25 protein-coding genes are annotated in these 24,103 nt (G+C 41.9%); 12 read left to right on the plus strand and 13 right to left on the minus strand.

Features of this window, described 5'->3' with window-relative positions; genetic code table 11:
- Positions 1 to 50: 50 nt before the first annotated feature.
- Positions 51 to 737, minus strand: coding sequence for a pseudouridine synthase (locus tag BIZ38_RS18545; RefSeq protein WP_187490998.1), 687 nt, complete (start codon positions 735 to 737; stop codon positions 51 to 53).
- Between the two features lie 80 nt (positions 738 to 817).
- On the opposite strand from BIZ38_RS18545, the gene BIZ38_RS18550 reads away from it, so the two are divergent.
- Complete coding sequence (locus BIZ38_RS18550) at positions 818 to 1,123, plus strand: DUF6482 family protein (RefSeq protein ID WP_054554651.1); 306 nt, start codon at positions 818 to 820, stop codon at positions 1,121 to 1,123.
- A 27-nt stretch (positions 1,124 to 1,150) separates the two neighbouring features.
- Positions 1,151 to 1,558 carry a GNAT family N-acetyltransferase gene (locus tag BIZ38_RS18555; protein ID WP_187490987.1) on the plus strand — a complete coding sequence of 136 codons (408 nt, stop codon included), beginning with the start codon at positions 1,151 to 1,153 and terminating at the stop codon, positions 1,556 to 1,558.
- Between the two features lie 14 nt (positions 1,559 to 1,572).
- Here the strand turns inward: BIZ38_RS18555 and BIZ38_RS18560 are convergent, their stop codons facing one another.
- The 8 genes from BIZ38_RS18560 to lptM form a co-directional block, all read right to left on the minus strand.
- Positions 1,573 to 1,932, minus strand: coding sequence for a HopJ type III effector protein (locus BIZ38_RS18560; protein ID WP_187490988.1), 360 nt, complete (start codon positions 1,930 to 1,932; stop codon positions 1,573 to 1,575).
- Positions 1,933 to 1,941: 9 nt separating this feature from the next.
- Positions 1,942 to 3,054, minus strand: a complete 1,113-nt coding sequence (locus BIZ38_RS18565) for a retropepsin-like aspartic protease (protein WP_187490989.1) — start codon at positions 3,052 to 3,054, stop codon at positions 1,942 to 1,944.
- A gap of 67 nt (positions 3,055 to 3,121) precedes the next feature.
- On the minus strand, positions 3,122 to 3,832 hold the full coding sequence (locus BIZ38_RS18570) for an HAD-IA family hydrolase (RefSeq protein ID WP_054554655.1): 711 nt from the start codon (positions 3,830 to 3,832) through the stop codon (positions 3,122 to 3,124).
- Between the two features lie 12 nt (positions 3,833 to 3,844).
- Positions 3,845 to 4,798 (minus strand): tyrosine recombinase XerC, encoded by a 954-nt coding sequence (locus tag BIZ38_RS18575; protein ID WP_062566243.1) that lies wholly within the window; start codon positions 4,796 to 4,798, stop codon positions 3,845 to 3,847.
- Positions 4,795 to 5,406 (minus strand): DUF484 family protein, encoded by a 612-nt coding sequence (locus tag BIZ38_RS18580; RefSeq protein WP_054554657.1) that lies wholly within the window; start codon positions 5,404 to 5,406, stop codon positions 4,795 to 4,797. Before BIZ38_RS18580 ends, BIZ38_RS18575 begins: the two co-directional genes overlap by 4 nt.
- Positions 5,403 to 6,233 (minus strand): diaminopimelate epimerase, encoded by an 831-nt coding sequence (dapF, locus tag BIZ38_RS18585; protein ID WP_054554658.1) that lies wholly within the window; start codon positions 6,231 to 6,233, stop codon positions 5,403 to 5,405. The genes BIZ38_RS18580 and dapF overlap by 4 nt, the downstream gene beginning before the upstream one ends.
- A gap of 64 nt (positions 6,234 to 6,297) precedes the next feature.
- Entirely contained in the window at positions 6,298 to 7,551 is a 1,254-nt protein-coding gene (lysA, locus tag BIZ38_RS18590; RefSeq protein ID WP_187490990.1) for a diaminopimelate decarboxylase, read from the minus strand.
- Positions 7,552 to 7,731: an LPS translocon maturation chaperone LptM gene (lptM, locus tag BIZ38_RS18595; protein ID WP_138598962.1), complete on the minus strand. Its 180-nt coding sequence runs from the start codon at positions 7,729 to 7,731 to the stop codon at positions 7,552 to 7,554.
- 148 nt (positions 7,732 to 7,879) lie between these two features.
- Here lptM and cyaY point away from each other — a divergent pair, with 148 nt between their 5' ends.
- From cyaY to add, 8 genes are all read left to right on the plus strand, one after another.
- Complete coding sequence (gene cyaY / locus BIZ38_RS18600) at positions 7,880 to 8,203, plus strand: iron donor protein CyaY (protein ID WP_054554661.1); 324 nt, start codon at positions 7,880 to 7,882, stop codon at positions 8,201 to 8,203.
- Complete coding sequence (locus BIZ38_RS18605) at positions 8,200 to 8,856, plus strand: alpha/beta hydrolase (RefSeq protein ID WP_138618752.1); 657 nt, start codon at positions 8,200 to 8,202, stop codon at positions 8,854 to 8,856. The genes cyaY and BIZ38_RS18605 overlap by 4 nt, the downstream gene beginning before the upstream one ends.
- Before the next feature lie 22 nt (positions 8,857 to 8,878).
- On the plus strand, positions 8,879 to 9,766 hold the full coding sequence (locus BIZ38_RS18610; protein WP_138618749.1) for a DUF2914 domain-containing protein: 888 nt from the start codon (positions 8,879 to 8,881) through the stop codon (positions 9,764 to 9,766).
- A gap of 36 nt (positions 9,767 to 9,802) precedes the next feature.
- Complete coding sequence (gene hemC, locus BIZ38_RS18615) at positions 9,803 to 10,741, plus strand: hydroxymethylbilane synthase (protein ID WP_054554664.1); 939 nt, start codon at positions 9,803 to 9,805, stop codon at positions 10,739 to 10,741.
- Position 10,742: 1 nt separating this feature from the next.
- A complete protein-coding gene (locus tag BIZ38_RS18620; protein WP_187490991.1) occupies positions 10,743 to 12,566 on the plus strand; it encodes a uroporphyrinogen-III synthase in 1,824 nt (607 codons plus the stop codon).
- Positions 12,563 to 13,672, plus strand: coding sequence for a heme biosynthesis HemY N-terminal domain-containing protein (locus BIZ38_RS18625; protein ID WP_187490992.1), 1,110 nt, complete (start codon positions 12,563 to 12,565; stop codon positions 13,670 to 13,672). The genes BIZ38_RS18620 and BIZ38_RS18625 overlap by 4 nt, the downstream gene beginning before the upstream one ends.
- A 30-nt stretch (positions 13,673 to 13,702) precedes the next feature.
- Positions 13,703 to 16,399 carry an ATP-binding protein gene (locus BIZ38_RS18630; protein ID WP_187490993.1) on the plus strand — a complete coding sequence of 899 codons (2,697 nt, stop codon included), beginning with the start codon at positions 13,703 to 13,705 and terminating at the stop codon, positions 16,397 to 16,399.
- A gap of 103 nt (positions 16,400 to 16,502) precedes the next feature.
- A complete protein-coding gene (gene add / locus BIZ38_RS18635) occupies positions 16,503 to 17,504 on the plus strand; it encodes an adenosine deaminase (protein ID WP_187490994.1) in 1,002 nt (333 codons plus the stop codon).
- Between the two features lie 9 nt (positions 17,505 to 17,513).
- Here add and BIZ38_RS18640 read toward each other — a convergent pair whose 3' ends face one another.
- The 4 genes from BIZ38_RS18640 to BIZ38_RS18655 form a co-directional block, all read right to left on the minus strand.
- Complete coding sequence (locus tag BIZ38_RS18640; RefSeq protein WP_054554669.1) at positions 17,514 to 17,930, minus strand: CBS domain-containing protein; 417 nt, start codon at positions 17,928 to 17,930, stop codon at positions 17,514 to 17,516.
- Positions 17,931 to 18,075: 145 nt separating this feature from the next.
- Positions 18,076 to 18,789: an NAD(P)H-flavin reductase gene (gene fre / locus BIZ38_RS18645; RefSeq protein ID WP_138598968.1), complete on the minus strand. Its 714-nt coding sequence runs from the start codon at positions 18,787 to 18,789 to the stop codon at positions 18,076 to 18,078.
- Between the two features lie 87 nt (positions 18,790 to 18,876).
- Positions 18,877 to 20,343: a 4-hydroxy-3-polyprenylbenzoate decarboxylase gene (ubiD, locus tag BIZ38_RS18650; RefSeq protein ID WP_187490995.1), complete on the minus strand. Its 1,467-nt coding sequence runs from the start codon at positions 20,341 to 20,343 to the stop codon at positions 18,877 to 18,879.
- Positions 20,344 to 20,428: 85 nt separating this feature from the next.
- Positions 20,429 to 20,716, minus strand: coding sequence for an MliC family protein (locus BIZ38_RS18655; protein WP_054554672.1), 288 nt, complete (start codon positions 20,714 to 20,716; stop codon positions 20,429 to 20,431).
- A gap of 113 nt (positions 20,717 to 20,829) precedes the next feature.
- Here BIZ38_RS18655 and BIZ38_RS18660 point away from each other — a divergent pair, with 113 nt between their 5' ends.
- Both BIZ38_RS18660 and BIZ38_RS18665 read left to right on the plus strand, forming a co-directional pair.
- Positions 20,830 to 21,738, plus strand: a complete 909-nt coding sequence (locus BIZ38_RS18660; RefSeq protein WP_187490996.1) for a DUF808 domain-containing protein — start codon at positions 20,830 to 20,832, stop codon at positions 21,736 to 21,738.
- Between the two features lie 105 nt (positions 21,739 to 21,843).
- Positions 21,844 to 23,802, plus strand: coding sequence for an alpha/beta hydrolase family protein (locus tag BIZ38_RS18665; protein WP_166341459.1), 1,959 nt, complete (start codon positions 21,844 to 21,846; stop codon positions 23,800 to 23,802).
- Positions 23,803 to 24,103 lie beyond the last annotated feature (301 nt).

Consider the following 24,103-nt stretch of genomic DNA (forward strand, 5'->3'; position numbering starts at 1 on the left):
AATCTTTAATTAAAGATTACACGTGTAATCAATTAATGCAAACTTTTTTGTTAGAGAATGTCACTTTTTTTGATACTGACTATCTGCCCTTCGGGCAAATTCAGCGTGGTGAGTGACAGTTTTGCGATATCTGTGCGGTAAAGGTCGATGACTTTGTAGCCACAAAAACGAGCCATTTTACGTATTTGCCGATTTAAACCTTGTTTTAAGACGATGCAAAACTGTGTTTCGCTGACTTGAGTCACCGTGCAAGGGAGGGTTATTTGTTTATCGACAGGCACACCGCCCGCCATTTTTTTACAAAAATCGCTATCAAGGGACTTATCAACGGTGACTAAATAGCGTTTGGGTTGGTGGTAATCAGGGTGGATCAGTTGATTACAAAACTCACCGTCATTGGTCAAAATCAACAAACCTCGGGAGTCTTTGTCGAGCCGGCCAATTGGGTAAACGCGAGTGGTTTTAGGCAGGCTATGAATAAGGCTTGTTGGGTCATCAGCATTTAATTTGCAATCTATACCAACAGGCTTGTGATAAGCAAAGTAGGTGAGTGGTGCCTTAGCTAAAATTTTTTCGCCAAGTACAATCACATCATCGTGCTCATCAACATGATCTATATGATTTGCGGCACGGCCATTTACTGTTACCTCACCTTGATCTATCAAGCGCGATGCTTGCTTTCGAGAGCAAACACCCGCATGGGCAATAAATTTAGCAAGTCGTACTTTTTCTGGCATGAGTGATTTTTGTACAATTAATTTGATCACAGTATATCAAAATCACGTATGAATAGTTCCACCACCAAAGAGGAATGCACATGCCTATCAAATTATCAGAGCTTGCAGCTCACCAACCACTGCAAAAGGTTATCCTTCATTCATTAGAAATGGCGCTGTATCAGGTGTCTGTGCTGATCAATAACGTTGAGTATTATGTTACTGATGAGCAAGGTGAGTTTATTCGCGATATTAGCCCGTTGCACATTCAAAAGCGTCTCGATCACCTAAGTTATGGTGATATGGTTTTACGCCACACTAGTGCTTATGATGAGATGTGTGGTCAGCCCGAAAAGCTGGCCAGCAACATGCTTGAAGTACCCTATGGTAAGAACCACTTATACTGATTAACGATATAAGCGTATACTGAGTATATGTATCAATTAAAAAGTGATGACTCAGCTGATTTAAACAACCAGCTTAGAGAACATATTGTGGCTTTCAACGCCGCGCATTTTAATGCCGAGCGTATTCCCGTTGGTTTTAAGTTCGTTAATAAACAAAACAGTGTGGTTGCTGGTATTCATGGTCAGGTATTTGGCAATTGGCTGCTTATCAGTTGGCTTTGGTGTGATGAGAATATGCGTGGTAAAGGACTTGCGACACGATTACTCGCTGAATTAGAGAGTAAAGCTAAAGCGCTTGGTGCAAACACCGCACAACTTGATACGCTCGATTTCCAAGCTAAACCCTTTTACGAAAACAACGGCTACCTAGTTAAATATGAAATGCGTAACTACCCACTCGACGGCTGCCGTTATTTTATGGAAAAAAGCCTTTAACTATTGGCTTTTACTCACTTCGCTTTTAGCACGTCTTGCTCGGTAAAAGTAATCCCTAAGAAAGGGGTCGCTTCAGGGGCAAGCATAAAGGTGCGAATGTTCATATGGTCTTGCCCTTCAGGATTGTGTAATACGTCATCATGATAAAACGCGCCAAAGCAATCTAGGGTGTTTTGTTTACTCAGTTGATTTAGCTTAGCAAAAGCAAAAATTTTACACGAGCCATTATTTTCATTTGCCGCGCTTAGCAGGCCATGATTGTTAAAAGCGCTTGGGGTAAAATCATAATTGTTGTCTATGACCGCCATGGTATCGGTAAACTCAATTTGCTGAGGTGTGCTTGCTAATTTCGAAAGAAATTCGTTAAGAGTCATTGCTTGTCCTTAAAAATTGTTCTTTATCAACTCTAACTCATTCACTTGCTGATTGATATTAAACTTAAAATTCTCTAAAAAGTTCATACCAAGCAAGCCATAGCCAACATGATTTTCTATTACCAGCACTTCAAAATTACGAATACGTTGTTGACCGACTTGAAACGACTCGAGCTGATAACGCTCTGCTTCAACAATTCCATTAGCTGTGTTTACTTGTAAGGTGCCAAGGTAATTGGCTGGGGTGTTAAGCGAGTTTAATAATGTTTGGTTAATTACAGTAAAGCTAGCGCCGGTGTCGATCATCAGCTCGGTTTCGATATCATCGTTGATGATACTGTTCACCAAATAGTGCGAACCTCGAGCAGTTAATTTTATAATTTCAACACCTGCGAGAGCTTGTTGAATCAACTGATGTAATTGCTCAGCCTGTTGTTTATAGTCATGATCTTCGGGTAGTTGATCTAGGGTTATTTGGCTCGCGACATAATCTTCTAAATGGTAGTTAGCTAATGCATTGTTATATAAGTAATGCGCGTTGCCAGGCGCGTAATCAAGCCATTGTTGACTAATATTAAGTAGGGCTTGCCATTGTTGCGTTGCAATAAGTTCATCAATATAGGATTTGCTTAGCTCGTCTATTTGTTTGTTAAGTTGTTGCTTATCATTGCTGTCTAACTGGTTGCTAAGCGCCAGTAAATTGATAATACCTTGTTGGGTATCACCTTGTGCTATTAAACGCTTTGCCTCAAGTTCAAGCATGGTGACATCGTAAGGGTGACTATTTAAAAAGGCCGTTAAAAATTGCTCACTTAAGGTGAATTTTTGATGGGAAAGCCATGTCTCAAGTTGTTGTTGCCAAATTTGTTTAAGTTGCCTTGCATAGTGAGGTTCATTAACAAGCAATTGGGTGTACTCGGCCACCGCTTTGTCGAATAATTGGTTGCTAAATAGCGCAACAGCTTGTTGAAAGTGGGCTGGTAAAACCGCGCTTTTCTTGACTATGGGAGTGGTTGCTACAGTCTCAATTTGTTTTGGCTTCGCGGGGTTAAACAGTTGCCAAATAAAGTATCCGTTTAAGCTAAGAGAGCATAGCAATATTAATTTAAGAAAAGCATTCATCCGTTTTGCCCAATCATTTAATCTTTGTTATTTACTTACTCAGCATAAAACACATTTTTTAAAGTCGTTACTTTTTAACTAAATGATTGAGCGCCATGATATTGCTTATTTCAATATCTGCTAACCCTTGATAACGATATTGCGTTGCTTGGTTATTAAGCCAAACGCTTTGGCAGCCGGCATTGTTGGCGCCTTGCACATCAGTATCTAGGCTATCGCCAATGTGCAAAATTTCCTTGTGAGGCACCTTTAAGTGTTTGGCTGCGCTATCAAATAAGGCGCTATGCGGCTTCGCTTTTCCGTGTGGGCCTGCTTGTAAAACTAACTCAAATACACCATTAAGGTTAAACTTTTCTACTTCGACATTACCATTGGTGATGGCGATGAGGCGGTAGTGTTTACTGAGATTAGTAAGTAATTCAAGTACTTCATCAGTAACGGTTATTTGACTGCGGGCATCAGCGAATGCCTGATAAGCATTTTCGGCATGCAACTGAGCTTGCTCTGCTGAAAAACCCAGATCGGTCATGGCATAGTGTAATGCTGCTTGTCGCCAGCGCGTAACGTCATCAATTAAAGTCGCATCATGTTTTAAAGCTTTATCGCGGCATGTTAACCAGTAGCTCATGCTATCGGCTGGCCATTGGTCTAATGCCTCGAGGTAATCAGCTTGTGCTTGCAAGGCTGATTTTATGATCGGATGGTTGTTGTAAAGTGTGTCGTCTAAATCAAAACTTAAAACAGAAACTGGCGATAGGGCACGGTTAAATCGGATCATAATGACAAGGGTTTACTCTGATGTTGAGCGCTTTTTAGCGCGTGGGTGGGTGTTATCGTACACTTTAGCTAAATGCTGAAAATCTAAATGCGTATAAACTTGAGTTGCAGACAAACTACTGTGTCCTAACAGTTCTTGTACGGCACGCAGATCCCCTGATGATTCTAAAATATGTGATGCAAATGAGTGGCGCAATTTATGCGGATGCACTTGTGAGCTGATCCCTTGCTTAATGCCCCACTCTTGCATCCGTAAGCGAACTTGGCGTACGGAAATTCGCTTTTTTTGGCTGCTAACAAACACGGCTATTTCATCAGGATGTGCAAATTGAGGGCGAATTTTCAGCCATGCTTTTAATGCACTGAGCGCTTTGCTGCCTACAGGTAATAAGCGTTCTTTGTTACCTTTACCGCGGACTAAAATTTCGCCTTCAGTCGGGTTTATATCTTGTATGTTAGCGCCAACTAACTCGCTAATGCGCAGACCCGAAGAGTACATTAATTCCATCATAGCTTTGTCACGAATAGCTAAAGGCTCATCATCTGGCAGTTCTAGTAGCTTAGCCATTTGATCTACGTCTAAATTTTTGGGTAAAGGCTTGGAAAATTTTGGCCCTTTAATGGCCTCTGCTGGATTGTGATAATGTGCCTGACTGGCTATATTTTTGGCTTTTAAGAATTTATATAAACTGCGAATACAACTTAGTTTTAAACTGATTGTGCGACCACTTAATTGTTTGCTGCGCATTTGCATGCTGTAACGGCGAATATGCTCACCTTGAACAGCAAACCAGTCTTCACATAGTTTACTAAAGTACAAAGCTGCGAAGCCTAGCTGGCTAGTGTATTGGTTTACTGTGTGCGCTGAGTATTGTTTTTCGTAGCGTAAGTAGTCTGCAAATAGTTGGATAGGTGTTCGCCAAGCATCACTTAATTCATCAATGTCTGGCGTCGTCACATCGCTCATGCAAGTTCCAATAAGCGCAGTTGCAATGATCGCACAAACTCAAGGACAAAAAAGCTGTCTTTTGCCGGTTCGAAGTGATTTACGTCATCACTACCAAACGCCAAAATTGCCACAGGGTGTTTCGTGTTACCAATTAGATATAAAGCAGTCGATTGAGTCGTGTCTGAAAACAGTAAGTCTCTTTCTTGTTGGCTTACTCGACCCAAGTAAATGCCGTCGTTTTGCAGGCGATGAGCAATTAATTCATCAAACTTTTTATCGTACTTAACTAAGTGGCATTCGTTAATGGATGGATTAGTGCAGATAATATTGCGCAAATTGCTAGCCAGTGTCGTAAAGTCGTAGTTAGTCCATAACTGACGATGACAGTCGCTAAATAAGCGGTAAATTAACTCGTTTTCTTTTGCTTGTTCAACGAGCTGCTCAATCTTATTTTTTAATAACGTATTGTGTTCACGTAATTGGCGCTGTTGAATATGTACCAAAGACGTTGCTCCCGCCGTTTGTTGTTGTAGTTCAACTTCAGCGAGCACATCCGGGTTTTTGATAAAAAAATCAGGGTGTGCTTTTAAATAGTCAGCAATTTGTTGTTCTGTTAGTTTGCTCATAGTGCCACTTGTCCATCAAAAACATGCTCAGCAGGGCCTGTCATTCGTACAGGGTGGCCTTCGCCTTGCCAACGTACTTGTAAACTGCCGCCGGGTAAGTCAACTTGTACGGTATTAGCAAGTTTACTTTGAATTTGTCCAACCACGACCGCAGCACAAGCACCTGTACCACAGGCTAAGGTTTCACTAACGCCACGTTCCCACACTCTTAGTTTAATGTGATCTTGCGAAATTACCTGCATAAAACCAACATTTGCACGTTGTGGAAAACGCTCATGATTTTCAAGGAGAGGGCCTAAGGTGGTGACTTCTGCGGTATGAATGTCATCAACTTCTAACACGCAATGTGGGTTACCCATCGACACTGCGCCACTAAATACAGTGTGTTCTTCCGTGCGAAGAATATAGGTCAACTCACGCTTGCTTGCCTTTAATGGGATTTTGTTCGGTTCAAAATTGGGGTGGCCCATATTTACCGTTACTTGGCCATCTTTCTCTATATAAAGCGTGAGGTTACCAGATTTTGTTGAAACCGAAATTTTATGCTTATTGGTCAGGCCTTTCATACGTACAAAGCGAGCGAAACAGCGCGCGCCGTTGCCGCATTGTTCAACTTCGTTACCATCGGCATTGAAAATACGATAATGAAAATCGAGATCAGGCGAGTAAGGGGCTTCAACCATAAGCAGTTGATCGAAGCCAATGCCGAAATGGCGATCTGCCAGCTTCTTTATTTGATCACGTGATAAAAAAACATTTTGAGTAATGTTATCAATAACGACAAAGTCATTACCTAGGCCGTGCATTTTTGAAAAATTAACTAACATAACGCTCTAATTCGGGTTTGCTCTGAGCTAATCATGCCACAGAGCAGGGCGGTTATAAAAACGTTTATGGTAAAATTTTCTCACCTTGCCAAAGGCTTTCTAAGGTTTCGCGTTGGCGAATTACATGGCTTTGCTGACCATCCACCATAATCTCTGCAACACGCGGGCGTGAGTTGTAGTTTGAGCTCATGGTAAAACCATACGCGCCAGCGCTGCGCTGCGCTAAAAGGTCACCGGCTTGAAGTGCAAGCTCCCGGTCTTTGCCTAAAAAGTCACCAGTTTCACAGACTGGGCCGACAATGTCATAGTTGTGAGTAGGTGTATCATCTGCGCGAGGTTCAACTGGCACAATACTTTGCCAAGCTTGATACAGCGATGGACGCAACATATCGTTCATGCCAGCATCAACAATAGCAAAGAACTTATCTTGGTTTTGTTTAATAAACTCAACTTTAGTAACTAAAATACCTGCGTTGGCTGCAATCGCACGACCAGGTTCAAAAATAAGTTCTAAATCTTGGTAGTCTGCTAATCGAGCGGTAATTTTATCAACATACTCGCTTGGATGAGGAGGCGTTTCGCCATTATAAGGCACGCCAAGACCACCACCGATATCTAGGTGAGTTAGCTTGATGCCAACCGCTTTTAACTCTTCGATAAGAGTCAGTACTTTTTCAAGTGCTGCTAAGAAAGGTTTTATTTCCGTTAGCTGCGAACCGATGTGGCAATCTACACCGGTAATTTTTAAACCGGGTAGTGATGCTGCATGTTGATACACAGTCACTGCAGTTTGAATATCAATACCAAACTTATTCTCTTTTAAACCGGTTGAGATATAAGGGTGCGTTTTTGCATCTATATCTGGGTTTACGCGAATCGAAATCGGTGCCACTAAGTTAAGATCCGTTGCCACTTTTGAAATACGCTCAAGCTCAGCCACTGACTCAACGTTAAAACACTTGATCCCCAATTCAAGTGCATAGGCAATTTCGTCAGCGGTTTTTGCAACGCCAGAAAACACAACCTTACTTGCGTCTCCGCCTGCTTGGATAACACGCGCAAGCTCACCTTTTGAAACGATGTCAAAACCTGAGCCAAGTCGCGCTAAAATATTCAGCACGGCAATATTTGAGTTGGCTTTTACGGCATAGCACACCAAGCTATTATGTGACTTAGCAGCGTCTGCAAATGCTAAATAATGACGTTCAAAGGTTTTGCGAGAATAGATATAACAAGGCGTACCATATTGTTCGGCAAGGTCTTTGACAGCGATGTCTTCAGCGAACAGCTGATTATTATTGTAGTTAAAAAAGTCCATCTATTGGTCCTGTTTTTGCTCTGGTTGTTCGGATGGATCAGCTTGTGGCTGAGACTTTGCAGGCGGCTTAGTATCATCTGGCAGATAAAGAGCACCACTTTGTCCGCAACCTGCTAGGGTTACTAGAAGGGCGCTTAGAGGTAAAATGGTTTTTAATTTTTGGCTATGAGTCTCTTTCATTAGATTAATACGGTTGCTGGCTTTATAATCGCAGAGTAACAGAATATTTAAAAAATGCAGCTATTCGCGGATGAATTTATTCCTGTTACACTTGATGTACACAATCTGCCCCCAGATCTAGGCTTAAAGCCAGTTAAAGGACACTAAAATGACTGATCATGAATACCACACACTAGCCGATGCATTAATGCTAACTATTGAAGAGCAAATCGATGAATGTGATGCCGATTTAGACTATGAATCAGCGTCAGGTATTTTAGAAATCATCTTTCCTGATCGCAGTAAAATAGTGATCAACAAGCAAGCACCATTACACCAAGTTTGGGTAGCGACTAAATTTAACGGTCACCATTTTGAACTACGCGACGATAAGTGGATTGATAACCGCTCAGGTGCAGAGTTTTGGCAATTTATGTGTGATGCGGCAACTCGCCAAGCAGGTCAAACAATTGAATGGCGTTCTGAACTATGAGTTTAGAGTTTGTTGAATATCCAGCGCAAGGTGATCACAAAGCAACGGTTATCTGGCTACATGGTTTAGGTGATTCAGGTGATGGTTTTGCGCCCGTTGCACCGCAACTTGCTCTACCAAAAGAGCTTGGTGTGCGTTTTGTGTTTCCACATGCGCCAGTGCAACCGGTCACCTTAAATGGTGGTATGGCAATGCGCTCTTGGTACGATATTAAATCGATGGATTTAGATAAGCGTGCTGATGAGCAAGGAGTGCGTGAATCTGCTGCAAAAGTGGCTGCAATTATTGACCAAGAAATTGCAAAAGGTATCGCTCCTAACAAAATTATTCTTGCCGGTTTTTCGCAAGGGGGTGTGGTATCGCTGCACTTAGCGCCACGTCTAGATTATAAATTAGCGGGTGTAATGGCACTTTCAACCTATATGTGTGTGCCTGCAAAATTTGCTGATGAAGCCAAGCAGCAGGGGTTAAATATTTTTATGGCACATGGTCGATTTGACGATGTGGTACCGCATAGCGCGGGCAGACAAGCATTTGACGTGCTTAGCGCTAACAACATGGAAGTAAGCTGGCAAGACTATCCGATGGCGCACCAAGTTTGTGGTGAAGAACTGATGGCTATTCGAGAGTGGTTAATTGCTCGCTTGAGTTAATTTTTTGGTTTTAGAGGCCAACATGACAAAGAAACTTGTAATTACAGCAAATATGAATGCCGTTGAATCGGCAAGTTCAGCACCGACAGCAGTGACTTATCAATGGCATTGGCGACGCATCTTTATGGTCAGCAGTGTTATCTTAGTTGCGCTGGCTATATTAGTGTATAGCTTTATTGGTGCGGTAAATGCTGAGCAATCACCGCAAGATGAACCGCAAGCAGAGTTTACAAAGGCTGAATTACAAACCTCTTTAAATGACGCTGAGCAAGAGGAGCCAAAAGAAGTTGTTGCTCCGTCAATGAATGAGCAAACACCGTTGGTTGATAACACAGCAACGGCTAAAGCAGAGGTTGTGAGCTCAAACATTGTAGAGCCTGACGTTACATCAGTAGAGGCTGAGATCGACAGTGAAGAGGTTGTTGATGAGCAACAACCGGAAACATTAGCCGTTATTCCTGATGAAGAAGCATCACAAACTGAACAGCAAGTTGAAAATGCAGCAGCACCTGATGCTCAGCAGCAGTTTTCACGGTCAGCACATATTGCCAGTGTCGCAATTGGCGCAAAAATAGACACAGATAAAGTAAGCCGCGCAGTATTAACTACCGATGTTGTTGATCGAGAACCAGTAAACGTTCTTAAAAACGATGTAAAATTAGCGCAAATTAGCAATAGCCTGAGCTTTTTTAGCGAGCTTAGAAATATGCAAGGGCAAACTGTTCGTCATCAATGGTATTACCAAGATCAACAGCTTGCTTCAATTGAATTAGCGGTAAGTAGCCCACGTTTTCGTACTTATTCAACGAAAAACATCATGCCAGAGCAATTGGGTGATTGGCGTGTTGAAGTTATTGACGCAGAGGGCAACTTACTGGCCCAAAAAGAATTTAGAATTTTAGCTGAGTAATATTTAGTATCAGCCTGATAATTAATTGGATTTTTCATGACACAGACAACAAAACTAGTTCGTATCGCTACCCGTAAAAGTGCACTTGCTTTATGGCAGGCAGAATTTGTAAAAGCTCAATTAGAGCACTTCCATGACGACGTAACGGTAGAGTTGGTTCCTATGTCGACGCAAGGCGATATTATCCTTGATACGCCACTGGCAAAGATTGGTGGTAAAGGCTTATTCGTAAAAGAGCTTGAGCAAGCCATGCTAGATGGCCGTGCAGATATTGCGGTGCATTCAATGAAAGATGTGCCTGTTGAGTTTCCTGAAGGCCTAGCATTACACACTATTTGTGAACGTGAAGACCCACGCGATGCGTTTGTATCAAATAACTACAAGAGTTTAGATGAGTTACCACAAGGTGCGATTGTTGGTACATCAAGCTTACGCCGCCAATGCCAAATTCGCGAAGCTCGTCCAGATTTAGACATTCGTGACTTACGCGGTAATGTTAATACGCGTTTGGCAAAACTAGATGATGGTCAATATGATGCAATCATCCTAGCTGCAGCGGGTCTAATTCGTTTAGAAATGCCTGAGCGTATTACAGCTTTTATCGAGCCAGAGGTATCATTACCTGCAAATGGTCAAGGTGCTGTGGGTATTGAGTGCCGTATTGATGATGAAGTAACAAAAGCACTGTTAGCGCCACTTGAACATAATGAAACACGCATTCGTGTTAATGCCGAGCGTGCTATGAATCGCCGTTTAGAAGGTGGCTGCCAGGTACCTATTGGTGCATTTGCATTGGTCGATGGTGAGCAAGTGCATTTACGTGGTTTAGTGGGCGCTATTGATGGTAGCCAAATGCTACGTGATGAAGTGACAGGCCCAGTGGCTGACGCAGAGCAGTTAGGTATTACACTTGCTGAAAAGCTACTTGAGCAAGGTGCTGATAAAATTTTAGCTGAAGTATATAGAGACGCTTAATATGCATATTTTGATAACTCGTCCAGAAGGAAAAGGCACTGAGCTTGCTCTTGAGCTTCAGCAGGCGGGTTATCAAACAACCCTGTGCCCAGTCCTTACCTTAGATTACCTCACAGTAAATAGTAGTGAGCTCGCGCCGCTAGAAAATGCCGATAAAATCATTTTTATCTCGCAAGATGCCGTGCATGCCTTGTTAAAACTCACACCAACCATCAACAAAGCAGCGCAACTTTATGCGGTCGGTCAGCAAACGGCTGATGCGGTTTATGAAGCCTTTGGGCGACGAGCCGCAGTGCCCAAACAGCATGATTCAGAAGGTCTGCTTGAATTAAAAACACTACAAGATGTTGAACTAAGTAACATTGTTTTAGTGAAAGGTGAAGGTGGACGCACGACCATAGCAAAAACCTTAAAACAACGTGGTGCTTTATTAAATCAATTGGTTGTTTACAAGCGAAGCGCAATTGAGAGCGAACCGGGCAAGTGGATGGACCACTGGCAAACAATTGATGTAGAAGGTATAGTCATTACCAGTAATGCAGCGGTGGATGCCATTTTTAATGGTTTAAATGAGCCTCAGCTTGCATGGTTGAAAGAGCGACAATTTTTCGTTGCCAGTGAGCGTATCGCAGACTATTTAAAGCAACAAAATGTCGTAAGAACACAGATATATATTGCTGCAGGGGCGAGCGACAACGCTATGTTCACCTGCATTAATCAGCAAGGTAGCAAAATGAGTGAAGCAGAATCAAAACAACCCGCAAAGCCAGTGACTGCACAGCCAGAGAAAAAAGCGCAAACCACGGCAAATACTGGGGCAAAAGCGCCTGTACAAGCTAAAAGAGGCATCAGTAAAACAGGTAGCTTAGCGTTACTTATTTCACTTTTAGTGGCTTCTGCAGTTGGCTATGAGTTTTATCTAAAATTAAATAGCGATCAGCAATCGGCTGTGGCATTGACTGAGCTGACAGATGAAAACCTTCGCTTACAGCAGCAAATTGATGCATTAAAAAGTGCCCAACAAACAATGCAGCACTCGCTTTATAACAGTGAACAAAAGGTCACTGATGCACTAAATGAAAGTGCTGAGCAAACACAGCAGCAATTACAAGCGGCTTTAAAGCGCGCCGAGCAGCAAACTTTCACGCTTAATCCGCAAGAAGTCACAAGCTTGCAGCGTATGGCCGAATTTAAATTGTGGGCAGAGCACGATTACCAAGGGGCTGCTGCTGTGCTATCTCGCTTAGATAGCTTGCTTGCAGAACACCCGGGTACAGGCGCTATTCGCCAAGCAATTCACCAAGATTTACAAACCTTGAATGCCATAGAACCTGTGGCTGTTGAGGCAATTTATTTAAAACTGCATGGCATTAATCAAAAAGTTGATGAACTGGTATTTAATGCTATTTCACTCCCTGAAGAGGTCGTCAAAGAAGACCCAAATCAATTAAGTGAAAATGTCAGTGAGTGGCGTCAAAACCTTTCGAAGTCGTGGCAGCAGTTTAAAGACTTCTTTGTTAAAGTGCGCAGACGTGAAGATATGGTTATCGCACCATTTTTAAGTGAACAAGAGCGTCACTTAGTAAAACAGCGCCTGAGTTTATACTTATCTCAAGCGCAAGATGCGGTATTAAGTAAGCAAAGCAGTGTGTATTTTAGCGCTGTTGATGCTGCACATAGCTTGGTAAAAGATTACTTTAAGCAAGATGATGCACAAACAAAAGCGGCCTTAAAGAGCCTTACTGAGCTTTCGAAAGAGCAACTTGATTTTAGCCTAAAAGTGTCACTACAAAGTACTGAGCAGGTGAAGGAGTGGGCACAATGATCCGCTTTTTATTAATCATTATTGCAATAGCAGTCTGCTTAGGGATTGCCCCTTTTTTTATAGATCAAAAGGGTTATGTACTAATTGCCTTTAATAAAACAACCATTGAAGGGACTATTTGGGGCATCACAGCACTTTTAATATTAGCATTCGCTGCACTGTTTTTACTTTATAAGCTTTGCCGTTACGTAATATCTTTATACAGTCATACACGCCATGGCTTTTTTGCGCGCAGTGAAGAGCGTAAACAAGCGGCTATTGAGCAAGGTGTATGGAGCTTAATTAATAACGATTATGCGCAGCTTGAGCTTGCACTTGATAACAATAGTGTTGCAGAAAAGTGGAGCGATATACGTTATGCGCTTCTTGCTAAAGCGGCATTAGCTAATAATGAGAGCGAAAAAGCGGTTAGTTATCTTGATAAAATAAGCCAGGATAAGCAGTTAAAAGTGGCTAATTTATGGATTGCTAGCGGTGAAACCAGCACCATTTTTGCTGACCTTAAAGCGTTAGCTGAGCGCAAAAAAGCCACGAGTTTAGAGCTTAAAATGTATGCCCATGTATTGGTAAAAGAGCAAAAGTGGGCGTCATTGAATGACTTTATGCCGCGTTTATTGCGCAAGAAAACACTTTCAGAGCAAGAGTGGCAACAACTTTTTGATAGTTACTTTGCAGCTCAATCAAACGGAGATTTAACTGAGCGTTATGAGCAATTAGCCAAAAACCTGAAACCACATGCTGAGGTAAGCTATTTAACGGCGATGGCGAAGGCAGGTGAGTTAAACAAAATTGAGCTAAGCTTAATTAAAATGATAAAAAAACCGCTGCAACATAAAGACTTAGCACGTATTTTACGTACTAGTAGCGCTGGCGATGCACTCAAGTTGCAATCAAGTTTGCAGGATATATTAAAAAAAGATACCGAAAATACAGATTTACTATTAGCCCTTGCATGTTTAGCAAATGCGCATGGTGAATATGACTTAGCTGCGCGGGTGTTTGATAAAGCGCTTAATGCTGATAACCGCCATGCCTATTTGCAGCAAGCGGTTCTTAGTTATAGTAAGAGTGCCCAACCAGAAAAAGCATTGGTACTCTATCAATAATTTTACTTCAGCCGGCAAAGGAGCAATGGCTTGAAAAACTTATTTACACTGACAATAAGTATTGCACTTGCTTACTTTCTTACAGGGTATTTAAGTAATTCTTTGCTGGCGATTGATGGTTATGCGGTTGCAGCGTGGCCGCCTGCAGGTATTGCGCTTGCCAGTATCTTACTGCTTCGAAATCGTGCTCTGCTAGGAGTTTTACTAGGGGCGTTCTTTGTAAACCTTATTCACCTTGATAAAGTCACTGATATTTTTCACTGGCAAATGATGTTGCAAGCTATTGGTGTGACAAGTGCATCAACATTTCAGGCTTGGCTTGCCTATTACATTATAATTCATGTAGTTAAACGCCCGATTGAGTTATCGTCATTAAAGCAAAGTATGATTGGCTTAATGATAGGTGGCCCTTTGTGTAGTTTGATTGCAGCATCAATTGGCACCGGCTTATTGGTCATTAATAATGTTATTCCGAGTTATGCGGCGCTTAATAATTTTATCGCATGGTGGATTGGCGACAGCATTGGGGTGCTGATTTTTACACCATTAATTTTAGCGGCATTTAGTTACCACCACACTCGTCAACGGCTGCAAATCATTGTGCCGTCGTTATTAATTTATGTGGTTATTTGTGTCAGCTTTTATGGTGCAGCCAGTGTAAAAAAAGACAAAGACTTACAGCGCCAGCAAGCAAAAGTCAGTGCAATTCATACTAATCTTGAACACCAAGTTGATGAAATTAAATCGCATTTATCTTTATTAGCTACTTTTTTTGCTAGTAGTGACATGGTTGATTTTGATGAATTTAAGCGTTTTACAACAAGGCAACTACAATATAGCAAAGAAATCCTTGCCCTTGAGTGGGCACCTAAAGTTATTCACTCACAACTAAATAACTATCAAAGTCTACTGCGTGATGAACTGGGTGCTGATTACTACGTGAAAGAAAAAAATGCTGCAGGACAGTGGCAGCCGGTAAGTAAGCGAGCAGTCTATTTTCCGGTGCAATATATTCATCCATTAGTAGGGAACGAACCAGCGCAAGGCTTTGATTTGGCTTCAAGCGAGTTACGTAAACAAGCGTTAACTGATTCTCGGTTAATTAAAAATGTCACCGTCAGTGAGCCTATTACTTTGATGCAAGGTGATGGTAACGAAAAGGGCGTTTTATTCTTCAACCCTGTTTATTCAGACATTAATCATCAGGTCGGCTTTCGGGGTTATGTTGTTGCTGTGGTTAATTTAGAGTTGCTGGCACAAACACTAAATTTTAATCAAAATACTGAGATTGAAACCAGTTTTTTTGATGTTACCGATGGTACTAACCCTGTCGAGATTTACAGCCCACACCGTGTTGGTACAACCGCTATTGCGAGCTTTAATTTTATTATTGGCGAGCGCGTTTGGCAGGTGAAATTATGGGAGTCAGTAGCGCAGTCGTCATGGCTGCCTTATTGGCTAGCGCAAATAGTCGGTATGCTGTTTGTTTGGTTATTGATCACATTTTTGATTTCAGTAACCGGTACTAATATTCAAATTCGTCAGCAAGTAGCGAAACAAACTCAAAGCCTTCGCGAAGAAAAACTAAAAGCCGATAAAGCCAGCCAAATTAAAAGTGAGTTCTTGGCGAATATGAGCCATGAAATACGCACACCTATTAATGGTATAAAAGGTTTGCATTATTTAGCAATGCAAGAGCCTGACTGGCAACAAGCCCGTGGTTATATTGATCAAGCCGATGGTGCATTGAATGTACTATTACGGGTAATCAATGATGTTTTAGATTTTTCTAAAATAGAAGCGGGGCGATTGGAGCTACATCAAGAACCCATCGATGTGAATGCGTTGGTTAATGAACTGACTAACTTATTGCAGTTTGAACTTAATTCCCGTGCTTTAAAGTTTAAGGTTGAGTTTGATGCATCTGCGCACTTATTGATCCACACCGACCCAATTCGTTTAAAACAAGTATTATTAAACCTGTTAAACAATGCGGTGAAGTTCACTCAAGAAGGCACGATTACATTACGTATTTGGCAGCAGGGTGAATTTACTTACTTTAGTGTTATTGATACTGGCATCGGCATCAGTAAAGAGGCGCAGCAGCGCCTGTTTAAACCATTCTCACAAGCCGATAGCTCAACCTCTCGTCGCTTTGGTGGCACAGGTTTAGGCTTGAGTATTTGCCAAAAACTCATTGTTATGATGGGAGGCGAGATAAGCCTCAGTAGCTCTGAGGGGCAAGGTTCAACGTTTACAATTTCGCTGCCATTTGAGTCCCCTCTTGAAGAGGTGATTCATAGCGACGATGAGTTAGCTGATATCGATGTGACAGCTGTTTCATTTGCTGGCGATACAATTCTATTGGTTGAAGATAACCCATTGAATCAACATGTGGCGAGTTCGATTTTAAAAACTAAAGGTTGCCAACCTGATATCGCTAAAGATGGCCACGAGGCTATTAAGATGATCAGTGAAAAAAGCTATGACCTTGTACTCATGGATATTCAAATGCCGAATATGGATGGCTTACAAGCGACTAAGGTTATTCGCAACGAGTTACTGATCACCGATTTACCGATTATTGGCTTATCGGCAAATGCCCACGATGATGATCTTAAGAAAGGTTTAGCCAGTGGTATGAATGGTTATTTAACTAAACCAATTGATGCTGATAAACTTTTTAAAACCTTGTGGCATTTTTTGCATAATGCTAGCGGCCATTAAAGCAGACATTTGACCTCAAAAAAGTAAATAAAATCATCTAAACTTGAAATATCGCCGTGGGTACGTATGATCCGCGCAAATTTACTGAACCTGAGTGCTAATTATGATCAATAACAAACTCCCTTTGCTTGATATTCACCGTCATCTAGATGGTAATGTTCGCCCACAAACGATCTTAGACCTTGGTCGTCAGTTTAAACTTGAATTACCTGCTGACAACATTGAAGCGCTTATTCCGCACGTACAGGTTATCGACCCTGAACCAAATTTAGTGGCATTTTTACAAAAGCTTGATTGGGGTGTAAAAGTACTGGGTGATTACGATGCTTGTCGTCGTATTGCTATCGAAAACGTTGAAGATGCGATTGCCCAAAACCTCGATTACGTTGAGCTTCGTTTTAGTCCATATTATATGGCGCAAAGCCAAGGCTTACACCCGCAAGGAGTTGTCGAAGCGGTGGTTGATGGTGTAAAAAGTGCGTGCCAAAACGCGCCAATTAAAGCTAACTTAATCGGCATCATGTCGCGTACATATGGCACCAAAATCTGTCAGCAAGAGCTTGATGCGCTACTTGCTTTTAAAAATGATTTAGTGGCGGTTGATTTAGCTGGCGATGAAATTGGTTTCCCGGGTGAGCTATTTGTTGATCACTTTAAACAAGTTCATGATGCATACTTAGCTGCCACGATTCATGCCGGTGAAGCACGCGGTAGCGAAAGCATTTGGCAAGCAATTAACGAGCTTGGTGCAACGCGTATTGGTCATGGTGTAAAAGCAATTGAAGATGCTGCACTAATGGATTACTTACGTGATAAGCGCATTGGTATTGAGTCTTGCTTAACCAGTAACATTCAAACCAGTACTGTTGCTGAGCTTGCAAAACACCCGCTAAAAACCTTCTTAGACCATGGTATTTTGGCATCGATTAATACTGATGATCCGGCCGTTGAAGGTATTGAAATAGCGTATGAGTATCAAGTAGCAGCACCTGCGGCAGGGTTAAGCCAAGCCGATATGGAAAAAGCGCAAGCTAATGCGCTTGAAATTGCTTATTTAAGCGATGCAGATAAAGCGGCTTTAAAACAGTTAGCTGCTAATCGTTAAGCAGCTAACTTATACTTGGTGCTCTTGGCATGAAACGTAGTTTTCATATAATGCCTTGAGCACGTCACCTCGGCTGATCATGCCAACAACCTTACCACCCTCGATAACTGGGTAATTCTTTGGCTTACCCGTTTTCATGGCATCAGCCAACTCAATGATATTTTGATCGCTACTCACGGTAACAACATCGGTGCGCATGAGTTGTTTTACCTTTACCACGCCATCGCAGAAATAACTGTTTTGCATGAGCGGTTGCAGCAGCTCTTGTTCTGAAATAAAGCCAACTAAACTTTTGTTGTCATCGAATACAGGTGCGCCTAGTAATTTAAACTTTTGCAGCTCGCTAATCGCGGTGGTCATTTCAGTTTCAGGCGTAATGTGTGGCAACTTACGTTGCATAAAGTCTTGTACTTTTGTATTTAGCATTTGGGTCTCTCCCCATCGTTATTCTAAACAGAGTATGGTCAAGGAAATGCAGTTTGTGAAATCGTTTAGACGGATTAAGGCGATAGGTAAAACAAATAAAAAAGGCATCCAATTGGATGCCTTAAAAATAATCTGTATGAGTTAGTTATTTAATGAATGCAAATGCATCAGCGTACATGTTCTCACGTACCGCACCATGGTTAATAAAATCATCGCGAACCACGCCAATCATGTCGAAGCGGCCTGCCATGTAAATATCGTATGGTTCTAAAGACACTATATCTTCCATAACGGCCTTGTGGACGTAACCGGTTTTGCCAGTCCAGCTTTGCGGCGCATTTTCAACCACTGGAATGTATTGGAAATGTGGGTTGCTGTTTGCCCATGCTTGCATTTCATCATGAGCATAAAGCGCAGCTTGCTCACGAACACCCCAGTAAAATAATACAGGGCGCTCACAGCCAATTTCAGCAAGGTGATCAGCCATTGATTTGGCATAAGAAAAACCAGTACCGCCAGCAAGTAGAATAATTGGGCGCTCACCCTCAACTCGCAGCTGTGATACACCTAAACCCACTTCAACATTAACTTGCTGTTGCTCTGTATGTGCTTGACGTAAATGATCAAGCGCTTGCATTGCATACGAATCAGCACCTGCGGCACCAATATGTAGTTCAATTTGGTCAGTTTGTGAAGGGCGGCTTGCAATAGAAAAGGCACGCTTATCTTTTTCGCCTAATACAAGTTGCATATATTGGCCTGCCTCGAATGACACAGGTTGCTGTGGTTTCAAAATGACCTTATGTACATGGTCTGTAAGCGGGCTGATCGCAACAACGTCAGCGAGTAATGTTTGCATAGTTTACCTTTATAAGCACAGAAGCAAATTCGGTTATGAATCGCACTCATAACCGTTAAATTTTGAGCAGTTTAACATAGTCACAGCCTAGAGAATATCTAAGCTGTCCCATAATTCATCAACACGTTCTTTGATTTTTGGATCCATAACAATGGGCTCACCCCATTCACGATCTGTTTCGCCTGGCCATTTATTGGTTGCATCCATGCCCATTTTTGAGCCAAGGCCCGAAACTGGCGATGCAAAATCTAAATAATCAATTGGCGTGTTTTCGATCATCGTCGTATCGCGAGCAGGGTCCATACGCGTTGTTATGGCCCAGATCACGTCGTTCCAATCACGTGCGTTTACATCATCATCGCAAACAATCACGAACTTGGTATACATGAATTGACGTAAGAAAGACCACACCCCCATCATCACGCGCTTGGCATGACCTGGGTATTGTTTTTTCATCGTGACCACAGCCATACGATAAGAACAGCCTTCAGGTGGTAGATAAAAATCTACAATTTCAGGGAATTGCTTTTGCAGAATTGGTACGAACACTTCGTTCAATGCAACCCCGAGTACTGCTGGCTCATCTGGTGGACGGCCAGTGTAAGTGCTGTGATAAATTGGGTTTTCACGATGTGTAATGTGAGTGACCGTCATCACCGGAAACTCGTCTACTTCGTTGTAGTAACCTGTGTGGTCGCCATAAGGGCCTTCTGGTGCTGTTTCACCTGGCATAATATAACCTTCAAGCACGAACTCTGCGGTAGCAGGCACTTGTAGGTCATTTGAAACCGATTTAACAACTTCAGTTTTACCACCGCGTAGTAAACCAGCAAATGCATATTCGCTTAGGGTGTCTGGTACTGGTGTTACAGCGCCTAAGATTGTCGCAGGGTCGGCACCTAATGCGACAGATACAGGGTAAGGTTCGCCTGGGTGCTCTTTACACCATTCACGAAAATCTAATGCGCCACCGCGGTGCGATAGCCAACGCATAATAATTTTGTTTTTACCCAATAGCTGCTGACGGTAAATGCCTAAGTTTTGGCGCTTTTTATAAGGCCCTTTGGTAACCGTTAGACCCCATGTGATCAAGGGAGCAGCATCACCCGGCCAGCAATGTTGGATAGGCAGCTTAGTTAAGTCAACATAATCGCCTTCAAGTATAACTTGCTGACAAGGCGCTTTTTTTACTTCTTTAGCTGGCATATTCAGTACTTGTTTGAATACTGGGATTTGCCCTAGTGCCTCTTTAATGCCTTTTGGTGGCTCAGGCTCTTTTAGAAAAGCTAATAACTTACCAACTTCGCGCAGTTCACTGACATCATCTTGGCCCATACCCATCGCTACACGTTTGGGCGTACCAAAAAGGTTAGCAAGAACGGGAATGGTGTGACCTTTAGGGTTTTCGAATAACAGAGCAGGGCCTTCTGCACGTAACGTACGGTCGGCAATTTCGGTCATTTCAAGGTAAGGATCAATTTCTTGTTTGATCCGTTTTAACTCACCTTTTTGTTCTAATAACTCGATAAATTCGCGAAGATCTTTGTATTTCATTATAGCCGCTTAAACGCTGAATAAACTGTCGCTATTATACTCAAAACCACTGATTAAGCTAATTTAGCCACGAAAGCTTTTGCTATTACTGGGTTAAGCTACATTGGTACTTTTTACCTCTTAAAATCAGCATGGCTTCATCGCCTTTAGACCAAAACAGCACATTATCGGCACTGTATTTAACCCCAGAGCCGCTTACTTGGCGATTGAGTAAATATTCACTCTCCTTAAATGTCAGTCTGGCTTCCTCATCATTGTACTCAACGATACTGGCGCTGAGGGTCTCATCGCACAGATAGTTGCTCGGTGCACTTTGCTCAGCACATGCGCACAAGGTAACTAAAGCGAGCCCCGAGAGAAGTGGTTTAATCATAGAAACACCTCTATTTTTGAATGAGCTATAAGCCTAACAAAGAAAAATTAACCGTTGGTGAAAATGGCAGGATAAGTTATGTTGATAGTGTATTTAATGGGCAAGGAAAAACCATGGCAGGCACAAATTTACTAACCTTACTTGATGATATTACAACACTTTTAGACGACATTGCGACGATGAGTAAAGTCGCAACAAAAAAAACAGCAGGGGTGTTAGGTGATGACCTCGCGCTTAATGCTCAGCAAGTTACAGGGGTAACTGCCGATAGAGAGTTGCCAGTGGTTTGGGCTGTAGCAAAAGGCTCGTTTATCAACAAAGCCATCTTAGTGCCCGCAGCGTTATTGATTAGTGTTTGGTTGCCTTGGTTAATCACTCCGCTGTTAATGGTTGGCGGGCTGTTTTTGTGTTTTGAAGGTGCAGAGAAAATTATCGAAAAGCTGTTTGGTCACGCTCAACAAGAAGATGAAAGTGTGGTTGAACAACAAGACTTACAAGAATACGAAAAGCAAAAAATCAAAGGAGCAATCCGTACTGATTTTATCCTCTCTGCAGAAATTATAGTGATAACGCTAGGTACGGTTGCTGGCGCAACGCTGGTTAATCAAGCTTTAGTGCTCAGTGTAATCGCAATTATTATGACCATTGGCGTGTATGGGTTAGTTGCTGGGATTGTTAAACTTGATGATGCTGGTTTGTATTTACTGCAAAAAGCGCAGCAAAGTGGCGGTAAGTTTAAAGAGCTTGTAGGTAAGTTTTTACTTGCTGCAGCGCCTAAGTTAATGCGCTTTTTAGCCTTTGCAGGAACGGTTGCTATGTTCTTAGTTGGCGGTGGCATATTGGTACATGGGATCCCTGTTTTGCATCACGCCAAGCAAGGTAGCACCGAGTTTGTAACGGATTTAGTTGGCAAAACTGGGGAGCTGGCTACGCCGATTATATTTGATGGTTTATTGGGCGTTGTTGCTGGGGGGATCGTCGTTTTAATGATGGAGCTTTGGCGTAGAATTCTTCGCAAGTAAATATTGAAAGAGTCTTTTTTGTTAAAGGTTTGTAGCAAATATAGGGGCTTTGCTTTATTATTGCTCAGTTAAAAATAACAATTAAATCGTTAAATGGAGTTAATCATGTCTCGATACCTCACTTTTGTGCTGGGGCTAGCGTTATTTACGCTGTCATTTACCAGCTTCGCTAAATCTGCAAAATTATCAGTAGAAGATTTCAGTAAAGGTAATGACTTTAGTCGTGTAACTATCTCTCCTGATGGCAACTACGTCGCAGCTATAAAAAAACACGAAGGTAAAAATTCACTCATCATTGTTGATACAACCAAGTTTGCCGTAACCCATGCGGTTGCTTTTCCGGGTAATGCACAGGTTGGCGAATACCATTGGGTTAACAATGAGCGTGTTATTCTTGAAAAAGAGTATTTAAAGGGCTGGCAAGATACGCCTATTTATTATGGTGAGCTATTTGCTGTGAATGTTGATGGTAGCCGTGGCGCATATGTAATTGGTTATCATGGTGAACAGCAAACTGGTACTCGGTTAAAGAAGCAAACACCAGTTCGAGGAACGTCATATCTTTTAGATCCCTTACTTCATGATGATAAAAAAGTTTTGGTTGTCACTTACCCATGGACAGCAACCAATGAGCCAACAACCGTTGTTTATGAAGTCGATGTTTACCGCGGTCTTCGCACTTTAATTACGCGCTCACCTGCACCTATGGGGCGTTTTTTAACAGATCATGATGGTAATGTTCGTATCGCCGTATCAAGTGACGATTATCTAAACGCGACAATTCATGTTCGAGAGCCTGAAGGCGGTTTTTGGAAAGAGCTTGATACAAAAGGTATTAATTACACCGATATTACATTAAAGGCATTTGATAAATCAGGTGAGTCTGTATATGCCACTGCATCAAAGGATGGGGAAGCAGAAAGTCTAATTAAGATTAACCTAAAAACGAAAGAAGTGACGAAAATCTTCCAGGATAAGCATGTTTCACCGTCACATATTTGGGTTGATGAAATCTCTAAGGAACTATTTGCTATAGAAACCGAGGCTGACTACCCAAGTTATGCGTTTGTTGATAGCGATTCACCTAAATCACAGCGCCTTAAAGATTTATTAGGTGCACTACCCGGCAGTCAAGTACAGTTAGTCAGTAGTACAGAAGATGATACAAGGAATATTATTTTCGCATCGAGTGATATAAACCCTGGGCAATATTATTTATATGACGCGAATACCAATAAGTTACGTTTATTATTTTCTACTAGAAGCTGGATAAGTCAAGATGATATGGCACAAACTACGCCGCTACGCTTCAAAAGCCGTGATGGTTTAACAATTTTAGCTTATTTAACTATACCAAACGGTAAAGCTGAGAAAAACTTACCCTTGGTTGTTATGCCGCATGGTGGTCCAATTGCACGTGATTACTGGGGCTATGATCCAGAAGTGCAAATGTTAGCCAATAAAGGTATGGCAGTACTTAAGGTTAACTTTCGTGGCTCGGAAGGGTTTGGTGTGAACTTCCAAGAAGCCGGTTATCGTCAGTGGGGACAAAACGTTCAGCACGACATTATTGATGGTGTGAAATTATTGATTAATGACGGCACAGTTGATAAGGATAATATTTGCATTATGGGAGCCAGCTTCGGTGGTTACTCTGCACTACAAAGCGCGATTATCGAGCCAGATATGTTCAAGTGTGCAATAGGCCTGATGGGGGTTTACGACTTGCCTCTTATGTATGAAGAAGGTGACACGCAAGCAAGTAGTTATGGTGTTAATTATCTAAAAACAGTGATTGGTACTGATGAGGCTGAGTTAAAAGCATTCTCGCCAGCTTATAATGTCGATAAGCTAAAAGCACCTGTTCTTATTGTGCATGGTGGTGAAGACGAACGTGCGCCAATTGAGCAAGCAGAATCATTAGAAGCCGCTTTGAAAAAAGCTAAGCACCCATATGAAATCACTATTCTAGATGATGAAGGTCACGGTTTTTATAAAGAAGAGCACCGCACTCTTTACTATAAAAAAGTATTGGCTTTTTTAGATGATCATTTAAAGCTTTAATGAAAAGTGCCGGCGAGCAAGCTCGCCGGCAAGGATTTAGCACGGGAACGTAAGCGTGCTAGTGTGCAAGGTCTTCCTTTAAGTTGTACAAACTCAAAAGATGATTCGTTCATTAAGCAATGAAGCCTAGTTGCAATTTAAAACAGAGCAGGGAGAGTGACTCTGTTATTGCTAATAAGCATTTATAAAACCAACAAAGTAATATAAATACTGTGCCATACAAAAATGTTATAACATAACAAAGTTAAAGTAAATAGCGAGAGTCATATTATTAGGCTGGTTTCTTCTGTGTGATATTTAT

The sequence above is a fragment of the Pseudoalteromonas sp. BZK2 genome (assembly GCF_014349195.1).
Lineage (GTDB): Bacteria > Pseudomonadota > Gammaproteobacteria > Enterobacterales > Alteromonadaceae > Pseudoalteromonas > Pseudoalteromonas simplex.